We start from the raw sequence: 17,536 nt of genomic DNA, 5'->3' as shown, positions 1-17,536 counted from the left end.
GCGACGACGCGCCGTGCCCTCCTCCTCCGGGTCGTGACGCGGGGCTCGGAACGAGGAGGAGGACGTGTCCGTGACCGCGCGAGTTCCGCCCGCCCGCACCGGGCGACGGCCGGCCCGCCCCCAGGCGGCCCGGGCGGCGCGATGGTGACCCCCACCGGAGGGGCCCGGCCCGCCCCGCCGCCGGGCGGCACGGTCTCCGGCGTCTGCCACGGCACCCTGGGCGAGCTGTACCAGGGACCGCTGCGCGCCCGTTCCCGCCCTGACATCGCGGTGGTGTCGTTCCCCGTCGACCGCCACTCCTGGGTGCACTTCACCCGGGGGACGGACCCGCCGGACCCGCTGCCGCTCGGGGCGAAGGCCGCGACGGCGGCCCGGCTGTTCCTGGAACGCTTCGGGCTGACCCTGCCGCCGGGCCGCTGGTGCGTGCACTCCGACCTCACCGTCGGTGTGGGCATGGCGAGTTCGACCGCCGACATCGTGGCGACGCTGCGCTGCCTGTTCCGGCTCTTCGCGCTGCCGTACGACACCGGGGTGGTGCTCGCCGTGCTGCGCGAGATCGAGCGGGCCGACAGCGTCTTCCTCGACGAGTTCGCCCTGTACCTGAGCGGCCGGCACCGGGTGGTGCGGCGGCTGGGCACCGGCATCGGCTTCCACACCGCGTACATCACCGAGCCCGGCACGGTGGACACCGCCGCCGTCACCGACCTGCTGCTCGGGCACTACCGGCGGCACGGCGAGGAGTACCGGCGCTGCCTGGCCGACCTGCTCAAGGGCTTCGCCGCGGGCGACCCGGCCGCCGTCGCGCGGACGGCCACGGTGAGCGCCGCGCTCTCCCAACAGGTGCTCCCCAAGGCGACGTTCGACGCGCTACTCGCCCACCGCGAGGAGTTCGGCGCCGACGGGATCTTCGTCGCCCACACCGGCTGCCTGATCGGCTACCTGCTCCCCGGACGCCCCGACGCCGCGCTCAAGTCGGACCTGTCCGCGTTCTTCCACTCGCTCGGCCACCAGTGTTCCTTCGCCCAAGGAGGCTACGGGTGATCCACCCCCACATCGCCGACGCCCTGAAGGTCCCCGATCTCGTCCGGCTCACCGACGGCCTCGTGCTGGTCCGGTTCGAGTCGATGAAGATATACTCGGCGCTCGCCGCCGTCCGCCACCTGCTGGAACGCGGCACCGTCCGCCCGGGGCAGACCCTGGTGGACAGCTCCAGCGGCATCTACGCCTACGCGCTGGCGCTCGCCTGCCACCGGCACGGCATGCGCTGCCACATCGTCGCGTCCACCACGGTCGACGCCACCACCCGCGCCCAGTTGGAGATCCTCGGCGCCACCGTGGAGCAGGTCGTGCCGTCCCGCGACCTCAAGCTGGACCAGGAGCTGCGGGTGCGGCGGGTGCGCGAGCTGCTCGCCGCGCACCCGGACTGGCACTGGATGCGCCAGTACCACGACGACGTCCACTACCTCGGCTACCACGAGGTCGCTGACCGGATCGCGGCCGCCTTCCCCGGCGCCGCGCTGACCGTCGTCGGCGGCGTCGGCTCCGGCGCCTCGACCGGCGGGGTGGCGACCCGGCTGCGCGCCCTCGACCCGTCGGTGCGGCTGGTCGGGGTGCAGCCCTTCGGCAGCGTCACCTTCGGCAGCCAGGGGCACCACGACCCGGAGGCGATCATCGCCGGGATCGGCTCGTCCATCGTCTTCGACAACGTCCGCCACCACCTCTACGACGGCATCCACTGGCTGGACTTCACCCACGCCATGGCGGGTACCGTCGCCCTGCTGCGCGACCACGCCGTCTTCGCCGGGCTGTCCACCGGCGCCGGCTACCTGGCCGCGACCTACGAGGCGCGCCGCCACCCCGACCGGCTGCACCTGATGATCGGTGCCGACACCGGTCACCGCTACGTCGAGCGTGTCTTCGCCCGGCACGCCGAGGCCCCCGACCCGGTCGCGCTGAAACCGGTCGAGGTCTCCGCCCCCGAGGAGATGTCCATGCCCTGGTCCACGATGGCCTGGCGGCGCACCGCGTGCCCGCCGCACCGGAAGGAGCGGGCGGCATGAGCATCGTCTGCCTGGAATCGCTCACCTTCGGCCTCGGCCACCTGGTGCGCGCCGCCGACGCGCTCGGCGAGCGGCTGACCCTGCTCACCGGCGACCGGTCCTCCTACACCTACGAGTTGGAGCGGCTGCCGGCGGACGCGCTGGACGTCGTGGAGACCGACACCTTCGACGTGGACGGGCTCACCGCGCTGCTGGAACGCTCCCCCCGCCCACGCGGCCTGATCAGCTCCACCGACACCTGGACGCTGGTGGCCGCCGAACTCGCCGAACGGCTCGGCCTGCCCGGTCTCGACCCGGCCGTGCTGCGGCTGACCCGCGACAAGTCGGCGGTGCGCCGCCGGCTGTACGAGGCCGGGCTGACCCGCGGCCGGGCGGTGCCGGTCACCGGGGGCGGCCCGGAGGCGGCGGAGGCACTCCTCAAGGAGCCCGGCCTGCCCGCCGTCCTCAAGGACACCGCGGGCACCGGCAGCCAGAACGTCTGGCTGGTGCGCGACCCGGCGGAGCTGGACGCCGTCCTCGCCGAGGCCGCCGGGCGGCAGTTCCGCGGCCGGCTGTTCGCCGAACCGTACTTCGGCGGGCCGGTGTACAGCGCCGAGACGCTCGGCTGGGACGGCCGGACGAGGCTGCTGGGCGTCTCCAGCCGGCTGATGTCCCCCGAGCCGTACTTCCGGGAGGAGATCACGGCGTTCCCGGTGGCCTTCCCGCCGCCGCGCCGGGCCGCGCTGGAGCGGTGGCTCGCCGACGTCCTCGCCGCCGTCGGCTACACCGACCGCTTCGCGCACGTGGAGTTCGTACTGACCGCCGACGGCCCGGAGGTCGTCGAGATCAACCCGCGGATCGGCGGCGCGCTGGTCGGCGAGGGCCTGTGCCGCGCGCTCGGCGTCAACGTGTACGAGGCGCTGGTCGAGGCCGCGCTCGGCCGCCGCCCCGCCCTGATGGACGCCGAGCCGCCCGGCGGCCCGGCCGTCGCCTTCGTCCTCGGCTACCCGGCCGCGCCCGGGGTGTTCACGGGCGTCGCCGGGCTGGAACGGCTGGCCGGCCTGCCCGGCTCGCCCGCCTGGTACCCGGTCAGGTCGGCGGGCGACCTGGTCGAGCACCTGGCCGACAGCCGCGGCTACGCGGGCATCGTCTACGCGGAGGGCGAGACCGCCGAACTGGCCACCCACCACGCGGTCGCCGCCGCCAACGCCCTGCGGGTGCTGACCGAGCCGGTCGCGCCGCCCGCGGCCCGGGGCGGGGGCGGCGGGGCCGACGGTGGCTGACCGCACCGCCGGCCCGGCGGGGCTGCGCGCCGCGCTCGGCACGCTCGACGGACCGCTGCGCTTCCTGCTGCTCAGCTCGTTCCTGATCCCGCTCGGCAGCTTCATGGTGCTGCCGTTCATGTCGGTCTTCCTGCACGAGCGGCTCGGCATGGGCCTCGGCACGGTCGGTGTCGTGCTGGCAGCGGCCTCCCTGGTGCAGTTCTCCGGCGGGATCGCGGGCGGCGCGCTGGCCGAGCGGATCGGGCTGCGGCGCACCATGCTGTGGGCGCTGACCGTCCGCACGGCCGGCTTCGTCGGCCTGCTGCTCGCGCTGCGCTGGCCGCCGCTGGCGGTCGGCGCGCTCGTGCTGACCTGCTGCGGCGCCGCGCTGTACCTGCCCGCCAACAAGGCGTACCTGGTGCGGGGCGTCGACGAGGCGCGCCGGCCGGCGTTCCTGTCGGCGGGCAACGCCGCCCTCAACGCCGGCATGGCGGTGGGGCCGCTGATCGCCGGGCCGTTCGTGCTCTCCTCGCCCGGCTACCTGTTCCTCGCCGCCACGGCACTGTTCGTGCTGGTCACCGCCGGCCACGCCGGGCTGCCCGCCGGGGCCGCGAAGGAGCGGGGGCCCGGGGCCGGGCGGGGCCTGCTGGCCGGGATCGCGCCGCTGCCGTTCGCGGCCAACGCGCTCGCCTTCTACCTGTACTTCCACTTCCAGCACTTCCTGGCGATGTACGCGGTCGAGCGGGCCTCGGGCACCTTCTACAGCCTGGTGCTGCTGCTCTGCTTCACGCTGGTCATCGTGGTGCAGCCACTCGCGTCCGACGCGATCCGGCGGATGCCCTACCCGCTCGCCCTGGCGGGCGGCTTCGCCGGGCTCGCCGCCGGGCTGGCCGTGCTCGCCGCCGGCACCCGGCCCGCGCTGCTGGCGGGCGGGGCGCTGATCACCCTGGGCGACATCGTGCTCTTCCTCAAGAACGACCTGGAGGCGCTGGCCCGCAGCCCGCGCTCGGACGCCGTGGTCTTCGGGCAGCAGCGGCTCGGCGCCGGACTCGGCGCCTGCGCGAGCGGCGTCCTCGGCGGACAGCTCTACGGACTCTCCGAACGGGCCGGCCACACCGGGCTGTTCTGGCTGCTGGCCGCCGCGCAGTGCCTGCTGCTGCCCCCGCTGCTGCTCGCGCTGCGCTCCCGCGCCGCCGGGCCCCACCCCCGACCGCACGACGACGAAGGAGCACTGAGGCCGCATGACACGGACGGGCGGGTTCCAGGACGATGACTTCTGGACCGAGTTCCACGATTTCCTGTTCTCCGAGCAGCGCCACGCGCAGGCCGAGGAACTGCTCGGCTCCTCCCCGCTGCTGGACTTCCCGGCCGGCTCCCGGGTGCTCGACCTGTGCTGCGGGCCCGGCGTGTTCAGCGTCCCCCTGGCGCGGCGCGGCCACACGGTGACCGGCGTCGACCTCAGCCCGGCGATGCTGGAGCGGGCCCGGCGGCTGGCCGACGCGGCCGGCGCCAAGGTGACGTTCGTGCGGGCCGACGCGCGCGCGTACGACGCGCCGGGCGAGTTCGACGTGGTGCTCAACATGTTCACCTCCTTCGGCTACTTCGAGGACCCCGCCGACAACGCCCGGGTGCTGCGCACCATGCACGACAGCCTGACGCCCGGCGGCACGCTCGTCCTCGACCTGGCCGGCAAGGAACTGCTGGCCCGCCGGGTCACCCCGCCGAAGGTGGTGCGGCGCGGCGAGGACCTCGTCGTCCAGACCGACACGGTGCTGGACGACTGGGCGCGGCTGCGCAGCGACTGGGTGATGGTGCGGGGCGAGCGCGTCACCCGCGCCACCCTGGTGTGGTTCGTCTACAGCGCGGTGGAGCTGCGCCGGATGGCCGAGGAAGCGGGGTTCGAGCGGATCGAGGTGTTCGGCGGCTTCGACGGCCGCCCGTACGACGAGAACGCCGAGCGGTTGGTGCTGCGGGCGATCCGCCCGGCGTGACGACCGGGCCGGGGGCGTGCGCGCCCCCGGTCCCGGCCGGGCACCACCACCACGACACCGCCGCGACGGGGACAGGAAGCCGGTGCGAGTCCGGCACGGTCCCGCCACTGTGACCGGGGAGGGCGCGCCGCGCCGCCCCGGGAGTCAGGACACTGGCCCGTCGCGGGCCCGTTCCGAGGAGCGCGGACTCCCCAGGAGGCTTGCTGTGCACGACCGTTCCAGCTGTCCTACCCGTCCTCTCCGTCCTACCCGTCCTCTCCGCTTTCTCCGTCCCGTCCGTCCTGCGCGTCCGGCCCGCGCGCGCCGCGCCGGGCGCGGCGCCGCGGCCCTCGCCATGGCCGCCGCGCTGCTGGCCGCGGCCGGCTGCGGCACCCCGGCCCGCAGCGGCCCGGCGGCGGGCGGAGCCCCGGCGGCCGGCGGCTTCCCCCTCACCGTCCGGAACTGCGGCGTCACCACCACCTACGACCGGCCGCCCGCCCGGGTCGTCACCGTCCACCAGCACCCGGCGGAACTGCTGCTCTCGCTCGGGCTGCGCGACCGGATGGTCGGCACCGCCTTCCCCGACTCGCCCGTCCTGCCCGCGCTGCGCGAGGACTACGCGTCGATCCCGGTCCTGGCGGCGAAGGAGCCGTCGTTCGAGAAGATCCTGGAGGCCGACCCGGACCTCGTCTACGGCGGGTACGGCAGCGCCTTCGCCGAGAACGAGGGCCGCTCGCGCAAGGCGTTCACCGACGCCGGGATCCGGACCCATCTGAACCGCGAGTACTGCGGCGAGCGGCGGGTCACCATGGCGGACACCTACGAGGAGGTCCGCACCCTCGGCCGGATCTTCGGCGTCCAGGAGCGCGCCGAGGCCCTGGTCGCGGACCTGGAGGGCCGCGTCGCCGGGGCGGCCGGCGCCGTCGCGGGCACCCCCGGGGTACCGGTCTTCGTCTACGACAGCGGCGACAAGGCGCCGTTCACCGCGGGCGGCCGGAGCCTCGGCACCGAGCTGATCCGGCTGGCCGGCGGCCGGAACGTCTTCACCGACCTCGACGCCGTCTTCGGCGACGTCTCCTGGGAGCAGGTCGTCGAGCGCCGGCCGGAGGTCATCGCCGTGTACGACTACGCCGACGCCGGGAGCGTCGAGGAGAAGGAGCGGTTCCTGCTCGCGCAGCCGGCCCTGGCGGACGTGCCGGCCGTGAAGAACCGGCGGTTCGTCGTCCTGCCGCTGACCGCGGCCCTGGTCGGCGTCCGGTCCGCGTACGCGGTGGAGGACCTCGCGCGCGGCCTGCACCCCGGGAGCTTCCGGTGACGGCCCCGCGTCCCGCCGCCGGGGCACCGGCCGCGGCCGACCCCGGCGGCGCCCCGGCGGCGGAGCGGCCGCCGGCCGGCACTGACCGGCGGCCCGCCGCCCTCGCCGTCGTCCTCGGCGTGCTGGCCGTCGCGCTGCTGCTCTCCGCCGCCGCCGGGCTCGCCCTCGGCTCGGTACGGGTGCCGCCCGGGCAGGTGTGGGGCATCGTCGCCCACGCGCTGGGCGCCGACCGCTCGCCCCCGGACTGGTCCCGGGCCCGGGAGACCATCGTGCTGGACGTCCGGGCGCCCCGGGTGCTGCTCGGCGCGCTCGCCGGGGCCGGGCTCGCCGCGGTCGGCACCGCGCTCCAGGCCCTGGTCCGCAACCCGCTCGCCGAGCCCTACCTGCTCGGCGTCTCCTCCGGCGCCTCGCTGGGCGCCGTCGCCGTGATCGTGTTCGGGGCCGCCCTGTCCGGCCGGCTGTCGCTGTCCGCCGCGGCCTTCGCGGGGGCGCTCGGCGCGCTGCTGCTCGTCTACACCACGGCCCGCGCCGGCGGCCGGATCACCTCCGCCCGGCTGGTGCTCTCCGGCGTGGCCGTCGCCGCGGTGCTCACCGCCGTCCTCGACCTGCTGCTGCTCACCACCGGCCGGGGCAACGAGGCCCGCGCCGTCCTCGCCTGGACGCTGGGCGGCCTCGGCGGCGTCACCTGGGACACCCTGTGGCTGCCCGGCGCCGCCGTCCTGCTCGGGCTGGCCGTCCTGCTGCCGCAGGCCCGCAACCTGAACCTGCTGCTCGCCGGGGAGGAGGCCGCCGCGACGATGGGGCTGGACGTGGCGCGCTACCGGGCCCGGATGTTCGTCCTGCTCTCGCTGGTCACCGGCGTGCTGGTGGCGGCGGCCGGGCCGATCGGCTTCGTGGGCCTGATGCTTCCGCACGTGGTGCGCCTCGTCGTCGGCGGCGACCACCGGAGGGTCCTGCCGACCGCCGCGCTCGGCGGCGCGGTCTTCCTCGTCTGGGCCGACATCGCGGCCCGGGTGGTCGCCGCGCCCGTCGAGATCCCGGTCGGCGTGCTCACCGCGCTCTGCGGCGGCCCGTTCTTCCTCTGGCTGATGCGCCGCGACGCCCGCCGGGCCGCCGGCCGGGGCGCGTCGTGAGCGCGGCCGACCTCGCCGTCGACGGGGTCACCCTCACCGCCGGGGCCCGCCGCCTGGTCGAGGACGTCTCGCTCGCCGCGCGGCCCGGCGAGGTGGTCGGCCTGGTCGGACCGAACGGCAGCGGCAAGTCCAGCCTGCTGCGTGCCGTCTACCGGGTGCTGCGCCCCGAGGCCGGGCGGGTCCTTCTCGACGGCACCGACACCCGGGCGCTGCCCGTCCGCCGGCTCGCCCGCACCGTCGCGGCGATGGTGCAGGACCAGGTCGCGGACTTCGATCTGACCGTCCGTGAGGTCGTCGCGATGGGCCGCAGCCCGCACAAGCGGCTGCTCGACGGTGACACCGCCGAGGACGCCGCGCTGATCGGCTCCGCGCTCGCCGCGGTCGACGCCGGCGGGCTCGCCGGGCGGGCGTTCGACCGGCTCTCCGGCGGTGAGCGGCAGCGCGTCCTGATCGCGCGGGCGCTCGCCCAGCAGCCGTCCCTGCTCGTCCTCGACGAACCGACCAACCACCTCGACGTCCGGCACCAGCTGGAGGTCCTCGGCACGCTGCGGCGGCTGCCCGCGACGGTCCTGGTGGCGCTGCACGACCTCAACCTCGCGGCGTACTACTGCGACCGGCTGTACGTGCTGCGGGCCGGCCGGATCGCCGCCGCCGGGCGGCCCGCCGAGGTGCTCACACCGCGGCTGCTCGCGGAGGTGTACGGCGTGACGGCGGAGGTCGCCGTCCATCCGCGGACGGGCGCGCCGCAGGTGACCTTCCTGCCCGCCGGCCTCGGCCGGCCGCAGTAGCCGACGCGGGCGACCGCGGTCCCGCTGAGGCGAACCGAGCCGGTTCGCCTCAGCGGGACGCCCGACGTGGTCAGCGGGTACAGCTGATCGCGGCGTTGGCCCCGTAGTAGCCGGGCGCGAGCCGGTAGGAGTTCGCGTAGAGCAGCACGCACTGCTCGTTGAGGAACCCGCTGAGCAGCGCATGCTGGCGGGCCATCGTCTCGGCCTCCCGCTTCGCCTCCTTGGGGCTGTTCTCGTAGGCGAATCCGGTGAAGTTCTGCGTCTCCTGCGCGACGGCGCCGGTGGTGGCGGCAGCGGTGGTGGCGGCGTGGGCGGCGGTCGGCGCGAGCACGGCCAGACCCGCGAGGACGAGGGCGGCGCCGCCCCGGACGAGCATCGACTTCATGTCATTCTCCTTCGTTTCGTTCCTGGTGGACATCGGTTGTGCCTCAGCGCTGGCAGAACACCTCGGCGACGGCGGAGAACCATCCGCTGCCGGTCGACCTGACCTCGGAGGCGCGCAGATAGCACTGGCTCCGCTGCCAGCCGGCCCTCTGGGCGTAGGAGTAGGCGACGTTGGCCGCGCTCTCGATGGCCGAGCCCATCGATCCGCCGGTACCGGCAGCCGTGAACGTCGCCATCTCGGTCGCGGCGACCGCCCGGCTCGGGCCGCTCCGGGCGGCCTCGGCGCCGGCCGGAGCGGCCTGGGCGCCGGCGGCACCCCCGAGCAGACAGGCCGAGGCGACGAGGGCCACGGCGCTGACGCGCAGACGGACGGTGGGCGAACGGCTCATGGGAACTCCTCGGTGGTGGCTTCGGGCGAGGGAGTGCGGGCCCCGATCGGCGCGGACACTCCCTCAGGTCTTTGCCGCGGGCGGTGCGTTGCGGCCGGTCCCGGTGGTCCCGTTCGCGGCTGCCGGTCCAGTCTCACCGTGTGCGATTCGATGGGACAAAGCCCTTCGAGGTCCGTCGAATTCGGGCCCGTTCCCCTGCCGGACCGGCGGGGGCGGGACGGGCCGGGGCAGGTGTGATGAACAGCGCGAACGCCGGGGGAGCCGTGTCGGGCCGTCTCGGACAGGAGGCACGGCCGTTCCCGCGCCGGCGGCGAAACCGCCGTGGTGCGGACCACGGCGGTCATCGGCGGTCATCGGCGGTGCGTGGCACCGGAGCGGGCCGACGGGCCGCACCGGCGCGTGGCCCGATCGCCGCGATCCCGTCGGCCGGACGCCCTGCCCCGTGGCGCGGGCCGCCGTTTGTATGCTGATCCACGGGTGGTGGCGGCCTTCCCGGACCACGGACGGTGCAGCGCGCTGCGGAGAGGGGCAGGGACATGCGGGAGCGGAAGAGGCGTACGGCCGGCTCGCTCACCTATTTCCTGCTCGGCGGCGCCTGCCTGCTGATCGCCGTGGTGATCGCGACGGGATGGGCGACGACGAAGGCGGCGCGCGGGGTGGGCCCCCTGGTACCGGTCCTGGTCCTCGGCGTCCCGGGTGCGGTGCTGACGGTGCGCGCGCCGGTGTTCGGCGTCTCCTACGGGCCGGCCGGGCTGAAGTACTCAGGGCTGCTCGGGGCGCGCTCCTACGGGTGGGCGGACATCCGCGAGGTCCGGGTGGCCGTGCTGCAGGGCAAGGTCTACTCGTCCGACGTCCCGGAACTGGTGCTGGCCTCCGGCGCGACGGACCAGCTGTACATGCTGTCGGGCCACAGCTCGGGCGGGACCAACAAGCGGGTCGGACGGCTGGTGGCCGAGCTGGAGGCGGCCCGCACGGCCGCCTCCTGACCCTGGTCGCTCCCCCCCGCGGCGCACGGCACCGGCAGCCTCCCGCCACCGTGCCACAACCACACCCCCGGCGCCCGAACCGACGCCGCACCCCAACGCCGCGCCCCAGCGCGACAGGCCGTCGTGGTCGCGCGCCGATCCTCGGCGTTCACGCCCGGGAGCCCGGGCGCGGGCGGTGGTAGCGTGCTGCGATGGGACTCTTCGGGCCGTCGTGGACGGCGCTGCGGGCGGCGGTGGAAGGGCTCGCGGCCGAGGACTTCGCCCGGCCCTCCGGGTGCGCCGGCTGGCTGGTCCGCGACCTGGTGTGCCATCTGGTGATCGACGCCCAGGACGTCCTGATCACCTTGGTGACCCCCTCCCCGGCGGAGCCGACCAGGGACGCGGCGTCGTACTGGCAGGTGGCCGACAGGCCGCCGGACGGCGAGGAGCCGCTGGCCGCCCTGACCGTCCGGCTGGCCGCCGCGTACGGGGACCCGGCGCTGCTGCGCTTCCACCTGGACGACGTCGGCTCCGCGGCGGGGCGTGCCGCGGAGCTCGCCGACCCGGGTCTGCGGGTGAGCACCCAGGGACAGGTGCTCACCGCGGGCGACTACCTGGACGCCTACGTGCTGGAGTGGACGCTGCACCACCTGGACCTGGTCGCCCACCTGCCGCAGGTGCCGGGCCCGCCCGCCGAGGGGCTCGGCACGGCGCGGCGGCTGCTGGAACGCGTCGCCGGAGCCCCGTTCCCGGCCTCGTTCGCGGACGCGGACGCGCTGCTCGTCGGCACCGGCCGACGCGCCGCGACGCCCGCCGAGCGCTCGCAGCTGGCGGCGCTCGGGAGTATCGGACCGAAGCTGCCGCTGCTCCTCGGCTGAGCTGCTGCCCCTCTGCCGTGAGGGCCGCCCCGTACGTGAGGGGGCGGGCGCGCCGCGGTGCACCCGGTCAGGTGAACTTCGGGGGAGGGCCCGGATCCAGGTGGGAGCGGGTCCGCCGTGGGAACGCCCGGCGGATCCGGGGCGGGGGCCGCCTGGACTGCTGCTCGAAAACGCCGCGTTCGCCACAGGCTCGCCGAGAACCGCCCGTGTTGAACGAGCAATTCGAACAGCGGCAGGATCCCGCGCCATGGACGACACCTGGAACACGCTCAACTCCCTTGCCCAAAGCCTCGATTCACACTCCTCGATGCTCGGTGAGCAGCGCTGGCTGGTGCAGATCGTGAAGCTCCAGGAGGAGGTCGGCGAGGTCGCCGAAGCCGCGATCGGGGCGCTCGGCGAGAACCCGCGCAAGGGGCGTTCCCATGACTGGGACGACGTGCGGAAGGAGGCCTGCGACGTGGCGGTGACCGCGCTCGTCCTACTGGTCCGGATGGGCGGGGACCCCCGCTGGTTCTTCGAGGAGCACCTGCGGATGGTCGCCGCCCGCACCCGTCCGCGAGCGGTCGCGCCGTAACACCCCACCGTCGCTTCCGCGGTCCCGCCGCCCGTGCCTTCGCCGACCTGCGCGATCTCGCCGCGGGCCGCGCCGCCGTCCTGCCCCACCAACAGAAGGCTCCCCACGCCGAAAGGACGCCCTGACCGATGAGCACCGACTTCACCGGCGCCGAGATCATGATCACCACCCCCGGGGGCGAGATCCTCCTCCAACGGCGCGACGACCGCCCGGACATCTGCTGGCCCGGCCACTGGGTCGTCCCCGGCGGCCGAGCCGAGGCCGGCGAGACCCCGTACGAGACCGCCCGCAGGGAACTGCGCGAGGAGACCGGCCTGGACGTCGAAGGCCTGCTGCCCTTCGACCCGGTCACCGCCGGAACCGACACGGGCGGCACCCGCCACTTCCACGCGATCGTCGATGTCGACCCCGGCCGGCTGGTCCTCGGGGAGGGGCGGGAGCTGCGCCTGGTGCCGATCGCCGAGGTGGCGGGCATGAAGGTCCCGCCGCACCTCAAGGACTACGTCCGACAGCTGGAGGGCCACCTGCGCGTCGGCAGGCCGCGGGTGTGGGCGCAGATCGACCGCCTCCACACGCAGCTCAAGGAGCACCGCGCCGGCTCCGGCGAGTCGCCGCTGAGGGGGCAGCTCCTCGCGCTGACCGAGGCCGGTGCACGTGCGCTCGCGCTCGACGGACGGGCCAGCGCCGGCCCCGACCACCCGCACGCGCAGGCCCTCCGGGCCGAGCTGTGCGAGGCGATCGTGGCCGGCATGGTCGCGCTGCGGGCCACTACGCCCGACGCCGCGACGGTCCTGTCGGACTACCTGATGCCGCGCGACGGTTCCGCCGAGAGCCGGTGAGCGGAGACCGCGGTCAGCAGGCCGCCGCCCGTGCGGCGGCAGGTGTGGTCGGCGGCGGCCGGGCCGATCGCGGCGCTGCAGTGGCACGTGCCGGCCGGAGGCGTGGAGCGTGGTGCCGTCGGGGCCGAAGGCGAGCGCGTGCACGGTGTCGTCTGCGGAGGGGAGCGGGACGCCGATCGGCTGGTCGGCGGCGAGGTCCCAGAGCCGGATGGCGCCGTCCAGGGTCGCGACGGCGGGTGTGCGGCTGTCGCGGGAGAACGCCAGTGCGGTGACGTGTCCCGGCGACGGCTGTGTGCGGGCCAGGGTCCCGGTGCGCGGCTTCACCTGACTGTCCCGGAGAACGACAGCCCCGGTACTGTCGCCGGTGGCCGGCAACGCGCCGTCCGCGTTGAACTCCAGGACGTCCGACGGCCCGGGACCCGACGTGACGGTCGCCGGCCGGTCCACTGACACGTCCGACACGTTGCCCATCGACGTGACCGGCAGTCCGCCGTCGGGGCGCACCGCTGTGCGGGAACCGCCGACGCCCGGAATCGCCACGGTCGGCGACGTCTCGCTGCGGAGGTCCCGGAACAGGCTGTTCTGTCCGGGACCGGTGAGCAGTGCCCACCGGCGGGCCGGGCCGATGGCGGCCGAGGCGGTCTGCCGAGGGCGGGACTTCCGGAGGGGGCGAGGCTGCCGCTCGGCCGCCGTCGCACCGTGTCCCAGAGCTGCAACGGTCGAGGGCCGTCGCTCGCTGATTCAGGCCTGCCGACGAGGTGGTGGCACAGCGCGGTCGGGTGGAGGGGCGAGGGGAGGGGTCGGCCGGTTCCGCCCGGCTGCCCGCCTCCCGGTGATGCCCGCGAGCTCCTGTGGGCCGCCGTGCGCCCCGAGGACCGGGTCGAGCACGTCGTGGTCCACCCGCGCGCAGTCCCGGATCCGGTGCTCGGCGTCCATGGTTCCCGGGCGGTGTGCGGTGGTGTCAGCGGGCGCTGAACACCCGATGCGCGAGTGTGGCGACGACGCCTGCGACCTTCACCTCCACCACGACGTCACCCCGGGTCCATGCCGTTGTCGTGCCGTCGGGTGCGCCGAGCGTGTTCATCACGGCCACGGGGAGTTTCCCGCGGTCCTCCGCCTCGGGGATGAAGGCCACGAAGCCGAGTTCGCCGCGGTCGTTGAAGGAGTACTGGGCGTGCATCTCGATTCCGCAGAACGTCTCGGGGCCGGTGCCGGTCAGCCACCACCCCTCCTCCTGGTACGCGTTCGGGAAGCGGGCCCGGAACTGTGCGATGCCCGCTCCCCACGGCAGGCCGTTCCAGCCGTCCTCGACCGCCGTCGGGTTCGCGGCGGCCGGGGGCGGGCCCGCCGGTTCTCCGCGCCGGAGGGCGAACCGCGACAGGCCGCGCCGCCGTGCGGGCGGAGGCGGGCCGACGGGACGACCGAGGCCGGGGTCGGCCGGCGTCGCGGCGTCGAACACCATCGTGGTGACCGGGGCGGGCAGCCAGTCCCGGTCGGTGTCGGTGTCGGTGTCGGTGAGAGCGTGCACGATTTCGGCCGTCGTGGGCCGGGCGTTCGGGTCCTTGGCCAGGCAGGCGGCCACCAGGCCGCGCAGCTCGTGGTCGGTGCCGGACAGGTTCGGCTCCTCCCGCGTGATCCTGTACATCACGGTGGCGACGGGCCCCTCGTCGCCGAACGGGGCGGTGCCCGTCGAGGCGAAGGCGAGCACGGATCCGAGGGAGAACACGTCGCTGGCACCGGTGACGGAGGTGTTGCCGCGTGCCTGTTCGGGGGACATGTAGGCGGGTGTGCCGCGCACGGACCCGGCCGTCGAGTGCGAGACGGAGTCCAGGGCACGGGCGATGCCGAAGTCGATGATGCGCGGCCCGTCGGCGGCCAGGATGACGTTGCCCGGTTTGAGGTCGCGGTGCACCAGGGCGCACTGGTGGATGACGCCCAGCCCTTCCGCCAGCCCGGCCGCCAGCACCCGCAGTGTCGCGGCCGGCAGCGGCCCGTGGGCGGCGACCGCGGCCTGCAGCGTGGGCCCGGGCACGAAGGCGCTGACGACCCAGGGACGGTCCGCGTACGCGTCGGCGTCGACCACCTGGGCGGTGAAGAAGCCGCCCACCCGCCGGGCCGCCTCCACCTCCTGGGCGAAGCGCCGGCGAAACCCCGCGTCGTGCCCGTACGGCGCGTGGACCAGCTTGACCGCCACCGGCCGCCCTCCCGGGGTGCGTCCGAGGAACACCTGCCCCATCCCACCGGCTCCCAGCCTCCCCTCCAGCCGGTAGGCGCCTATCCGCTCCGGGTCGCCCGGCCGCAACGCTTCCATCGACTCTCCCCGTTCTCCGGCGGCATCCCCAGGATGCTGTCAGACGCGGACGCGCCACCGCTCGGGAATCCGCCGATGTTCACGGCCGTGCCGCGCCTTGGACCGGACCGGGCGCAGGGGTCCGCACCGCGGCGGGCGGAGGGCCGGCGCCAGGACTCTCGTGGACCTCACCCGTGCCCGTCCTCGTCTGCCGCTTCAGCAGGGAGCGGTGACGTTGCCGCAGTAGATCCAGCCGTAGAAGGTATGGGGCGTGCCGTTGCCGACGACGTACTGGACGTAGTACCACCGGTTGTTGGACGAGTTGTAGGCGTAGTGGCTCCAGTACACCGTCTCGCCGGGGCCCGGCCGCCACACCTCGGCGCAGGTGGCCGCGTAGCACTCCCTGATCGGGCCGTTGTTCACCGTGGTGGTCGGTGTCCACCCGGCGGCGGAGACCTCGCGCGCGCCGGGGCGAGGGCCGCTCGTGTCGGCCGCCGCGTACGCGGCAGGAGTCGTGGCGGTGAGCATCACGGCTACCCCGGCCGCCCCCACGGCAGTTGCGGTGATCTTCGCGCGCAGTCCCATGTTCTCTCCCCTCGCGGGAATCCTGTACGGACAGGTTCATGGTCGGGGCGGGAGACCAGCTCGATAAGACTCCGCGAGGAGGAATGGCCGATACCTCCTCGATGCTTGTCCTGTCCGACCGCCGGCCCGGGGGACACCAGCCACCGAGGCCGGCCGCGCCGCCCCGGCCCAGGCGCCCGCGCACCGCTGCCCGGCGGTCCCGCGAAGACCAGGTGGCCCCGGCCTCGGCAGTGAGCCGCGGTCACCCCTTCTCCCGCGTCGCCTCTGCTGGTTCACCGTCAGGCTCGGTGTACGCGGTCGAACCGCGCGCCCTGCGCGCGCTCCCGAGCCCTCTACCGTCGCCGGGACGGGGCAATCAGAATGGCTGACGGGATCCGCACGAGAAGCCGGCGCCGGACTCGGGCAGGTGCGGAAGTTGGATCCGGGTAGTGACGGGAAGCATCGCAAGCCGAGCCACGGAGGAACTCATGCGTCTGAACGGTGTTCTCGCCAGCGCGGGGGTCGGGACGGCACTCGTCCTGGGCGCGATCTCCATGCCCGCCCAGGCGCAAGCGGCCGGCCCCGCCCATACGTCCGCCTCCTGCTACCTCTACGTCGATTCCAACGTCGGCTACATCAACATCCGCGCAACCAAGAGCTCCACAGGCCAACTGATCGCCAGGTACACGGGTACCCGCCTCACACCGCAGAGCTGCGAACACGAAGAGACCGGAGGTTGGTACCGGTGCAGCTCGGGCGCCCCTCAGTACAACACCTGGGCGCCGGTGATCTACAACGGTGTGAAGCGCTACGTGGCCGTGGAATGCAGTGGCGGATGGGGCGCTTGATCGAGACGTGACCGCGGGCCGTCTCGCCGTGCCGGCACGCCGCGCCGTGGGGGGAGGGGCCCGCACGCTCCTCGGCCGGGGTGCCGGCGGGCGCTCGTGCGGCAGCGCCCCTGGGTCGGTCGGCCCCGGGGGCCTCAGGCGGCCGAGTCGAGCAGGTCCGTGCCGACGCCGCCGGTGGCTGGTGAGCAGACGGGGGCGTCGGATGACCGGAACCCGGTCACCCTGTACGTAGACATCGCCGTCGGCTGCGTCGACAAGCCCCCTTCGCGGAGGACGCCGCCAACGGCCTTCACCGAGGGCCCTCGTGACGGCAGACCACACCGTCCGCCCGGCCGCCGAGCCCGCGTACGACGTGGTGGTCGTCGGCGGGCGGCCCGGCCGGATCCGCCGCCGCCCCCGCGCTGCGCGGCGCGGGCCGCACCGTCTTGCTCGCCGACGCCGCCACCGGAGCGCCGCCCGGGTCCTGTTCCACGACCTCGGCGCACAGGACGTCCTCGATCCGCGCCGCCACCTGCCCTGCTACGCGAACCTGTCGGCCTCGCCGCCCAGCACAGCATCCTCGACCGTGCCCGCTTCGACCGGCAGCTGCGCGAGCGTGCCCGCCTCCTCGGCGCCGACGTGGCCGAGCGCACCAGTGCCCGCCCCACCGGCCGCGGCGGCGACGGCACCCGGACCGTGGAACTGCGCGGCCCCCGCGAGCGCCGCACGGCGCGCTGCCGCCGCCTGATCGACGCCACAGGCCGCCGCCCGGCGTGCCCCCGCCCACACCGTCCGCCTGGACACCGTCCACGGCGACGGGTGGATCGCCGCCGGCGACGCCGTGGCGGCCTTCGACCCACTGGTGTCGCAGGGCATCCTCACCGCCCTGTACACCGGCGTGCGGGTCGGCCGGGCAGTCCACGACCGCCTCGGCGGCGACCGCGGCGCCCTCACCCGCTGCACCGCCGAACTCGACACGATCACCGCCACCCACCTGCGCATCCGGCGCACCTGCTACGCGCTCGAACACCGACTCCGTGGCGCGATGTGGCGGGGGACAACCGGAGCTCCAGCGTCAGCGCGCCGTCGCGGTGAACTCGCGGCCGGTGCGCATGGTCGCGCAGCGAGTCGGGTCACCGTCGCCGCCCGGTACGGTCCTCCGCTCCCAGGTCCGCTCCAGGCCCGCTCGCCCGCCTCGCCGGCCCGTTGGCGCGGGCCGGGCCGCTGAAGAGGTGGGGTAATCCCCACCCCTCGGTCGGGGGGCGGCCCTTGATCGTTCGGGGGGTTCGCCCCGTGTCGGCGGGCGGGCGGGCGCGCCT

At 75.0% G+C, this 17,536-nt stretch carries 19 protein-coding genes and 1 riboswitch; of the genes, 13 read left to right on the top strand and 6 right to left on the bottom strand.

Features of this window, described 5'->3' with window-relative positions; translation table 11 throughout:
* Window positions 1-141: 141 nt before the first annotated feature.
* From ABT093_RS16500 to ABT093_RS16465, 8 genes are all read left to right on the top strand, one after another.
* Entirely contained in the window at window positions 142-1,041 is a 900-nt protein-coding gene (locus tag ABT093_RS16500; protein WP_350564754.1) for a GHMP family kinase ATP-binding protein, read from the top strand.
* Window positions 1,038-2,060: a cysteine synthase family protein gene (locus ABT093_RS16495; protein ID WP_350564752.1), complete on the top strand. Its 1,023-nt coding sequence runs from the start codon at window positions 1,038-1,040 to the stop codon at window positions 2,058-2,060. The genes ABT093_RS16500 and ABT093_RS16495 overlap by 4 nt, the downstream gene beginning before the upstream one ends.
* Window positions 2,057-3,322, top strand: coding sequence for an ATP-grasp domain-containing protein (locus tag ABT093_RS16490; protein ID WP_350564750.1), 1,266 nt, complete (start codon window positions 2,057-2,059; stop codon window positions 3,320-3,322). Before ABT093_RS16495 ends, ABT093_RS16490 begins: the two co-directional genes overlap by 4 nt.
* Window positions 3,315-4,574: an MFS transporter gene (locus tag ABT093_RS16485; RefSeq protein ID WP_350564749.1), complete on the top strand. Its 1,260-nt coding sequence runs from the start codon at window positions 3,315-3,317 to the stop codon at window positions 4,572-4,574. The genes ABT093_RS16490 and ABT093_RS16485 overlap by 8 nt, the downstream gene beginning before the upstream one ends.
* The gene (locus tag ABT093_RS16480; protein WP_350564747.1) at window positions 4,543-5,292 is read left to right on the top strand and encodes a class I SAM-dependent methyltransferase; all 750 of its coding nucleotides are present in this window, start codon (window positions 4,543-4,545) and stop codon (window positions 5,290-5,292) included. The genes ABT093_RS16485 and ABT093_RS16480 overlap by 32 nt, the downstream gene beginning before the upstream one ends.
* 72 nt (window positions 5,293-5,364) lie before the next feature.
* A riboswitch (cobalamin riboswitch) is annotated at window positions 5,365-5,447 on the top strand.
* Between the two features lie 179 nt (window positions 5,448-5,626).
* Window positions 5,627-6,586: an ABC transporter substrate-binding protein gene (locus ABT093_RS16475; RefSeq protein ID WP_350564745.1), complete on the top strand. Its 960-nt coding sequence runs from the start codon at window positions 5,627-5,629 to the stop codon at window positions 6,584-6,586.
* Window positions 6,583-7,719: a FecCD family ABC transporter permease gene (locus ABT093_RS16470; RefSeq protein ID WP_350564743.1), complete on the top strand. Its 1,137-nt coding sequence runs from the start codon at window positions 6,583-6,585 to the stop codon at window positions 7,717-7,719. The genes ABT093_RS16475 and ABT093_RS16470 overlap by 4 nt, the downstream gene beginning before the upstream one ends.
* Window positions 7,716-8,507 carry an ABC transporter ATP-binding protein gene (locus tag ABT093_RS16465; protein ID WP_350564742.1) on the top strand — a complete coding sequence of 264 codons (792 nt, stop codon included), beginning with the start codon at window positions 7,716-7,718 and terminating at the stop codon, window positions 8,505-8,507. Before ABT093_RS16470 ends, ABT093_RS16465 begins: the two co-directional genes overlap by 4 nt.
* 70 nt (window positions 8,508-8,577) lie before the next feature.
* Here the strand turns inward: ABT093_RS16465 and ABT093_RS16460 are convergent, their stop codons facing one another.
* Together ABT093_RS16460 and ABT093_RS16455 are read right to left on the bottom strand one after the other, a co-directional pair.
* On the bottom strand, window positions 8,578-8,892 hold the full coding sequence (locus tag ABT093_RS16460; RefSeq protein ID WP_350564740.1) for a hypothetical protein: 315 nt from the start codon (window positions 8,890-8,892) through the stop codon (window positions 8,578-8,580).
* A 43-nt stretch (window positions 8,893-8,935) separates the two neighbouring features.
* A complete protein-coding gene (locus ABT093_RS16455; RefSeq protein ID WP_350564738.1) occupies window positions 8,936-9,280 on the bottom strand; it encodes a hypothetical protein in 345 nt (114 codons plus the stop codon).
* 536 nt (window positions 9,281-9,816) lie between these two features.
* Between ABT093_RS16455 and ABT093_RS16450 the strand changes: the two genes are divergently transcribed.
* The 4 genes from ABT093_RS16450 to ABT093_RS16435 all read left to right on the top strand — a co-directional run bounded on the left by ABT093_RS16450 (window position 9,817) and on the right by ABT093_RS16435 (window position 12,536).
* Complete coding sequence (locus tag ABT093_RS16450) at window positions 9,817-10,266, top strand: hypothetical protein (protein WP_350564736.1); 450 nt, start codon at window positions 9,817-9,819, stop codon at window positions 10,264-10,266.
* A gap of 191 nt (window positions 10,267-10,457) precedes the next feature.
* Window positions 10,458-11,123, top strand: coding sequence for a maleylpyruvate isomerase N-terminal domain-containing protein (locus ABT093_RS16445; RefSeq protein WP_350564734.1), 666 nt, complete (start codon window positions 10,458-10,460; stop codon window positions 11,121-11,123).
* A 247-nt stretch (window positions 11,124-11,370) separates the two neighbouring features.
* A complete protein-coding gene (locus ABT093_RS16440) occupies window positions 11,371-11,697 on the top strand; it encodes a MazG-like family protein (protein ID WP_350564733.1) in 327 nt (108 codons plus the stop codon).
* A 128-nt stretch (window positions 11,698-11,825) separates the two neighbouring features.
* The gene (locus tag ABT093_RS16435; protein ID WP_350564731.1) at window positions 11,826-12,536 is read left to right on the top strand and encodes an NUDIX domain-containing protein; all 711 of its coding nucleotides are present in this window, start codon (window positions 11,826-11,828) and stop codon (window positions 12,534-12,536) included.
* Window positions 12,537-13,497: 961 nt separating this feature from the next.
* Here ABT093_RS16435 and ABT093_RS16430 read toward each other — a convergent pair.
* Together ABT093_RS16430 and ABT093_RS16425 are read right to left on the bottom strand one after the other, a co-directional pair.
* Window positions 13,498-14,847 (bottom strand): serine/threonine-protein kinase, encoded by a 1,350-nt coding sequence (locus tag ABT093_RS16430; protein ID WP_350564729.1) that lies wholly within the window; start codon window positions 14,845-14,847, stop codon window positions 13,498-13,500.
* A 195-nt stretch (window positions 14,848-15,042) separates the two neighbouring features.
* Complete coding sequence (locus ABT093_RS16425) at window positions 15,043-15,411, bottom strand: hypothetical protein (protein ID WP_350564727.1); 369 nt, start codon at window positions 15,409-15,411, stop codon at window positions 15,043-15,045.
* Between the two features lie 467 nt (window positions 15,412-15,878).
* On the opposite strand from ABT093_RS16425, the gene ABT093_RS16420 reads away from it, so the two are divergent.
* Window positions 15,879-16,238, top strand: coding sequence for a hypothetical protein (locus tag ABT093_RS16420; RefSeq protein WP_350564725.1), 360 nt, complete (start codon window positions 15,879-15,881; stop codon window positions 16,236-16,238).
* A gap of 289 nt (window positions 16,239-16,527) precedes the next feature.
* Here the strand turns inward: ABT093_RS16420 and ABT093_RS16415 are convergent, their stop codons facing one another.
* Together ABT093_RS16415 and ABT093_RS16410 are read right to left on the bottom strand one after the other, a co-directional pair.
* Window positions 16,528-16,749 (bottom strand): hypothetical protein, encoded by a 222-nt coding sequence (locus ABT093_RS16415; protein WP_350564724.1) that lies wholly within the window; start codon window positions 16,747-16,749, stop codon window positions 16,528-16,530.
* An 8-nt stretch (window positions 16,750-16,757) separates the two neighbouring features.
* Entirely contained in the window at window positions 16,758-17,093 is a 336-nt protein-coding gene (locus tag ABT093_RS16410) for a hypothetical protein (protein WP_350564722.1), read from the bottom strand.
* Window positions 17,094-17,536 lie beyond the last annotated feature (443 nt).

The organism is Kitasatospora sp. NPDC002551 (assembly GCF_040296005.1).
GTDB lineage: Bacteria > Actinomycetota > Actinomycetes > Streptomycetales > Streptomycetaceae > Kitasatospora.
The sequence above is the reverse complement of the archived record's forward strand: the minus strand, read 5'-3'. Positions and strand labels throughout refer to the sequence as shown.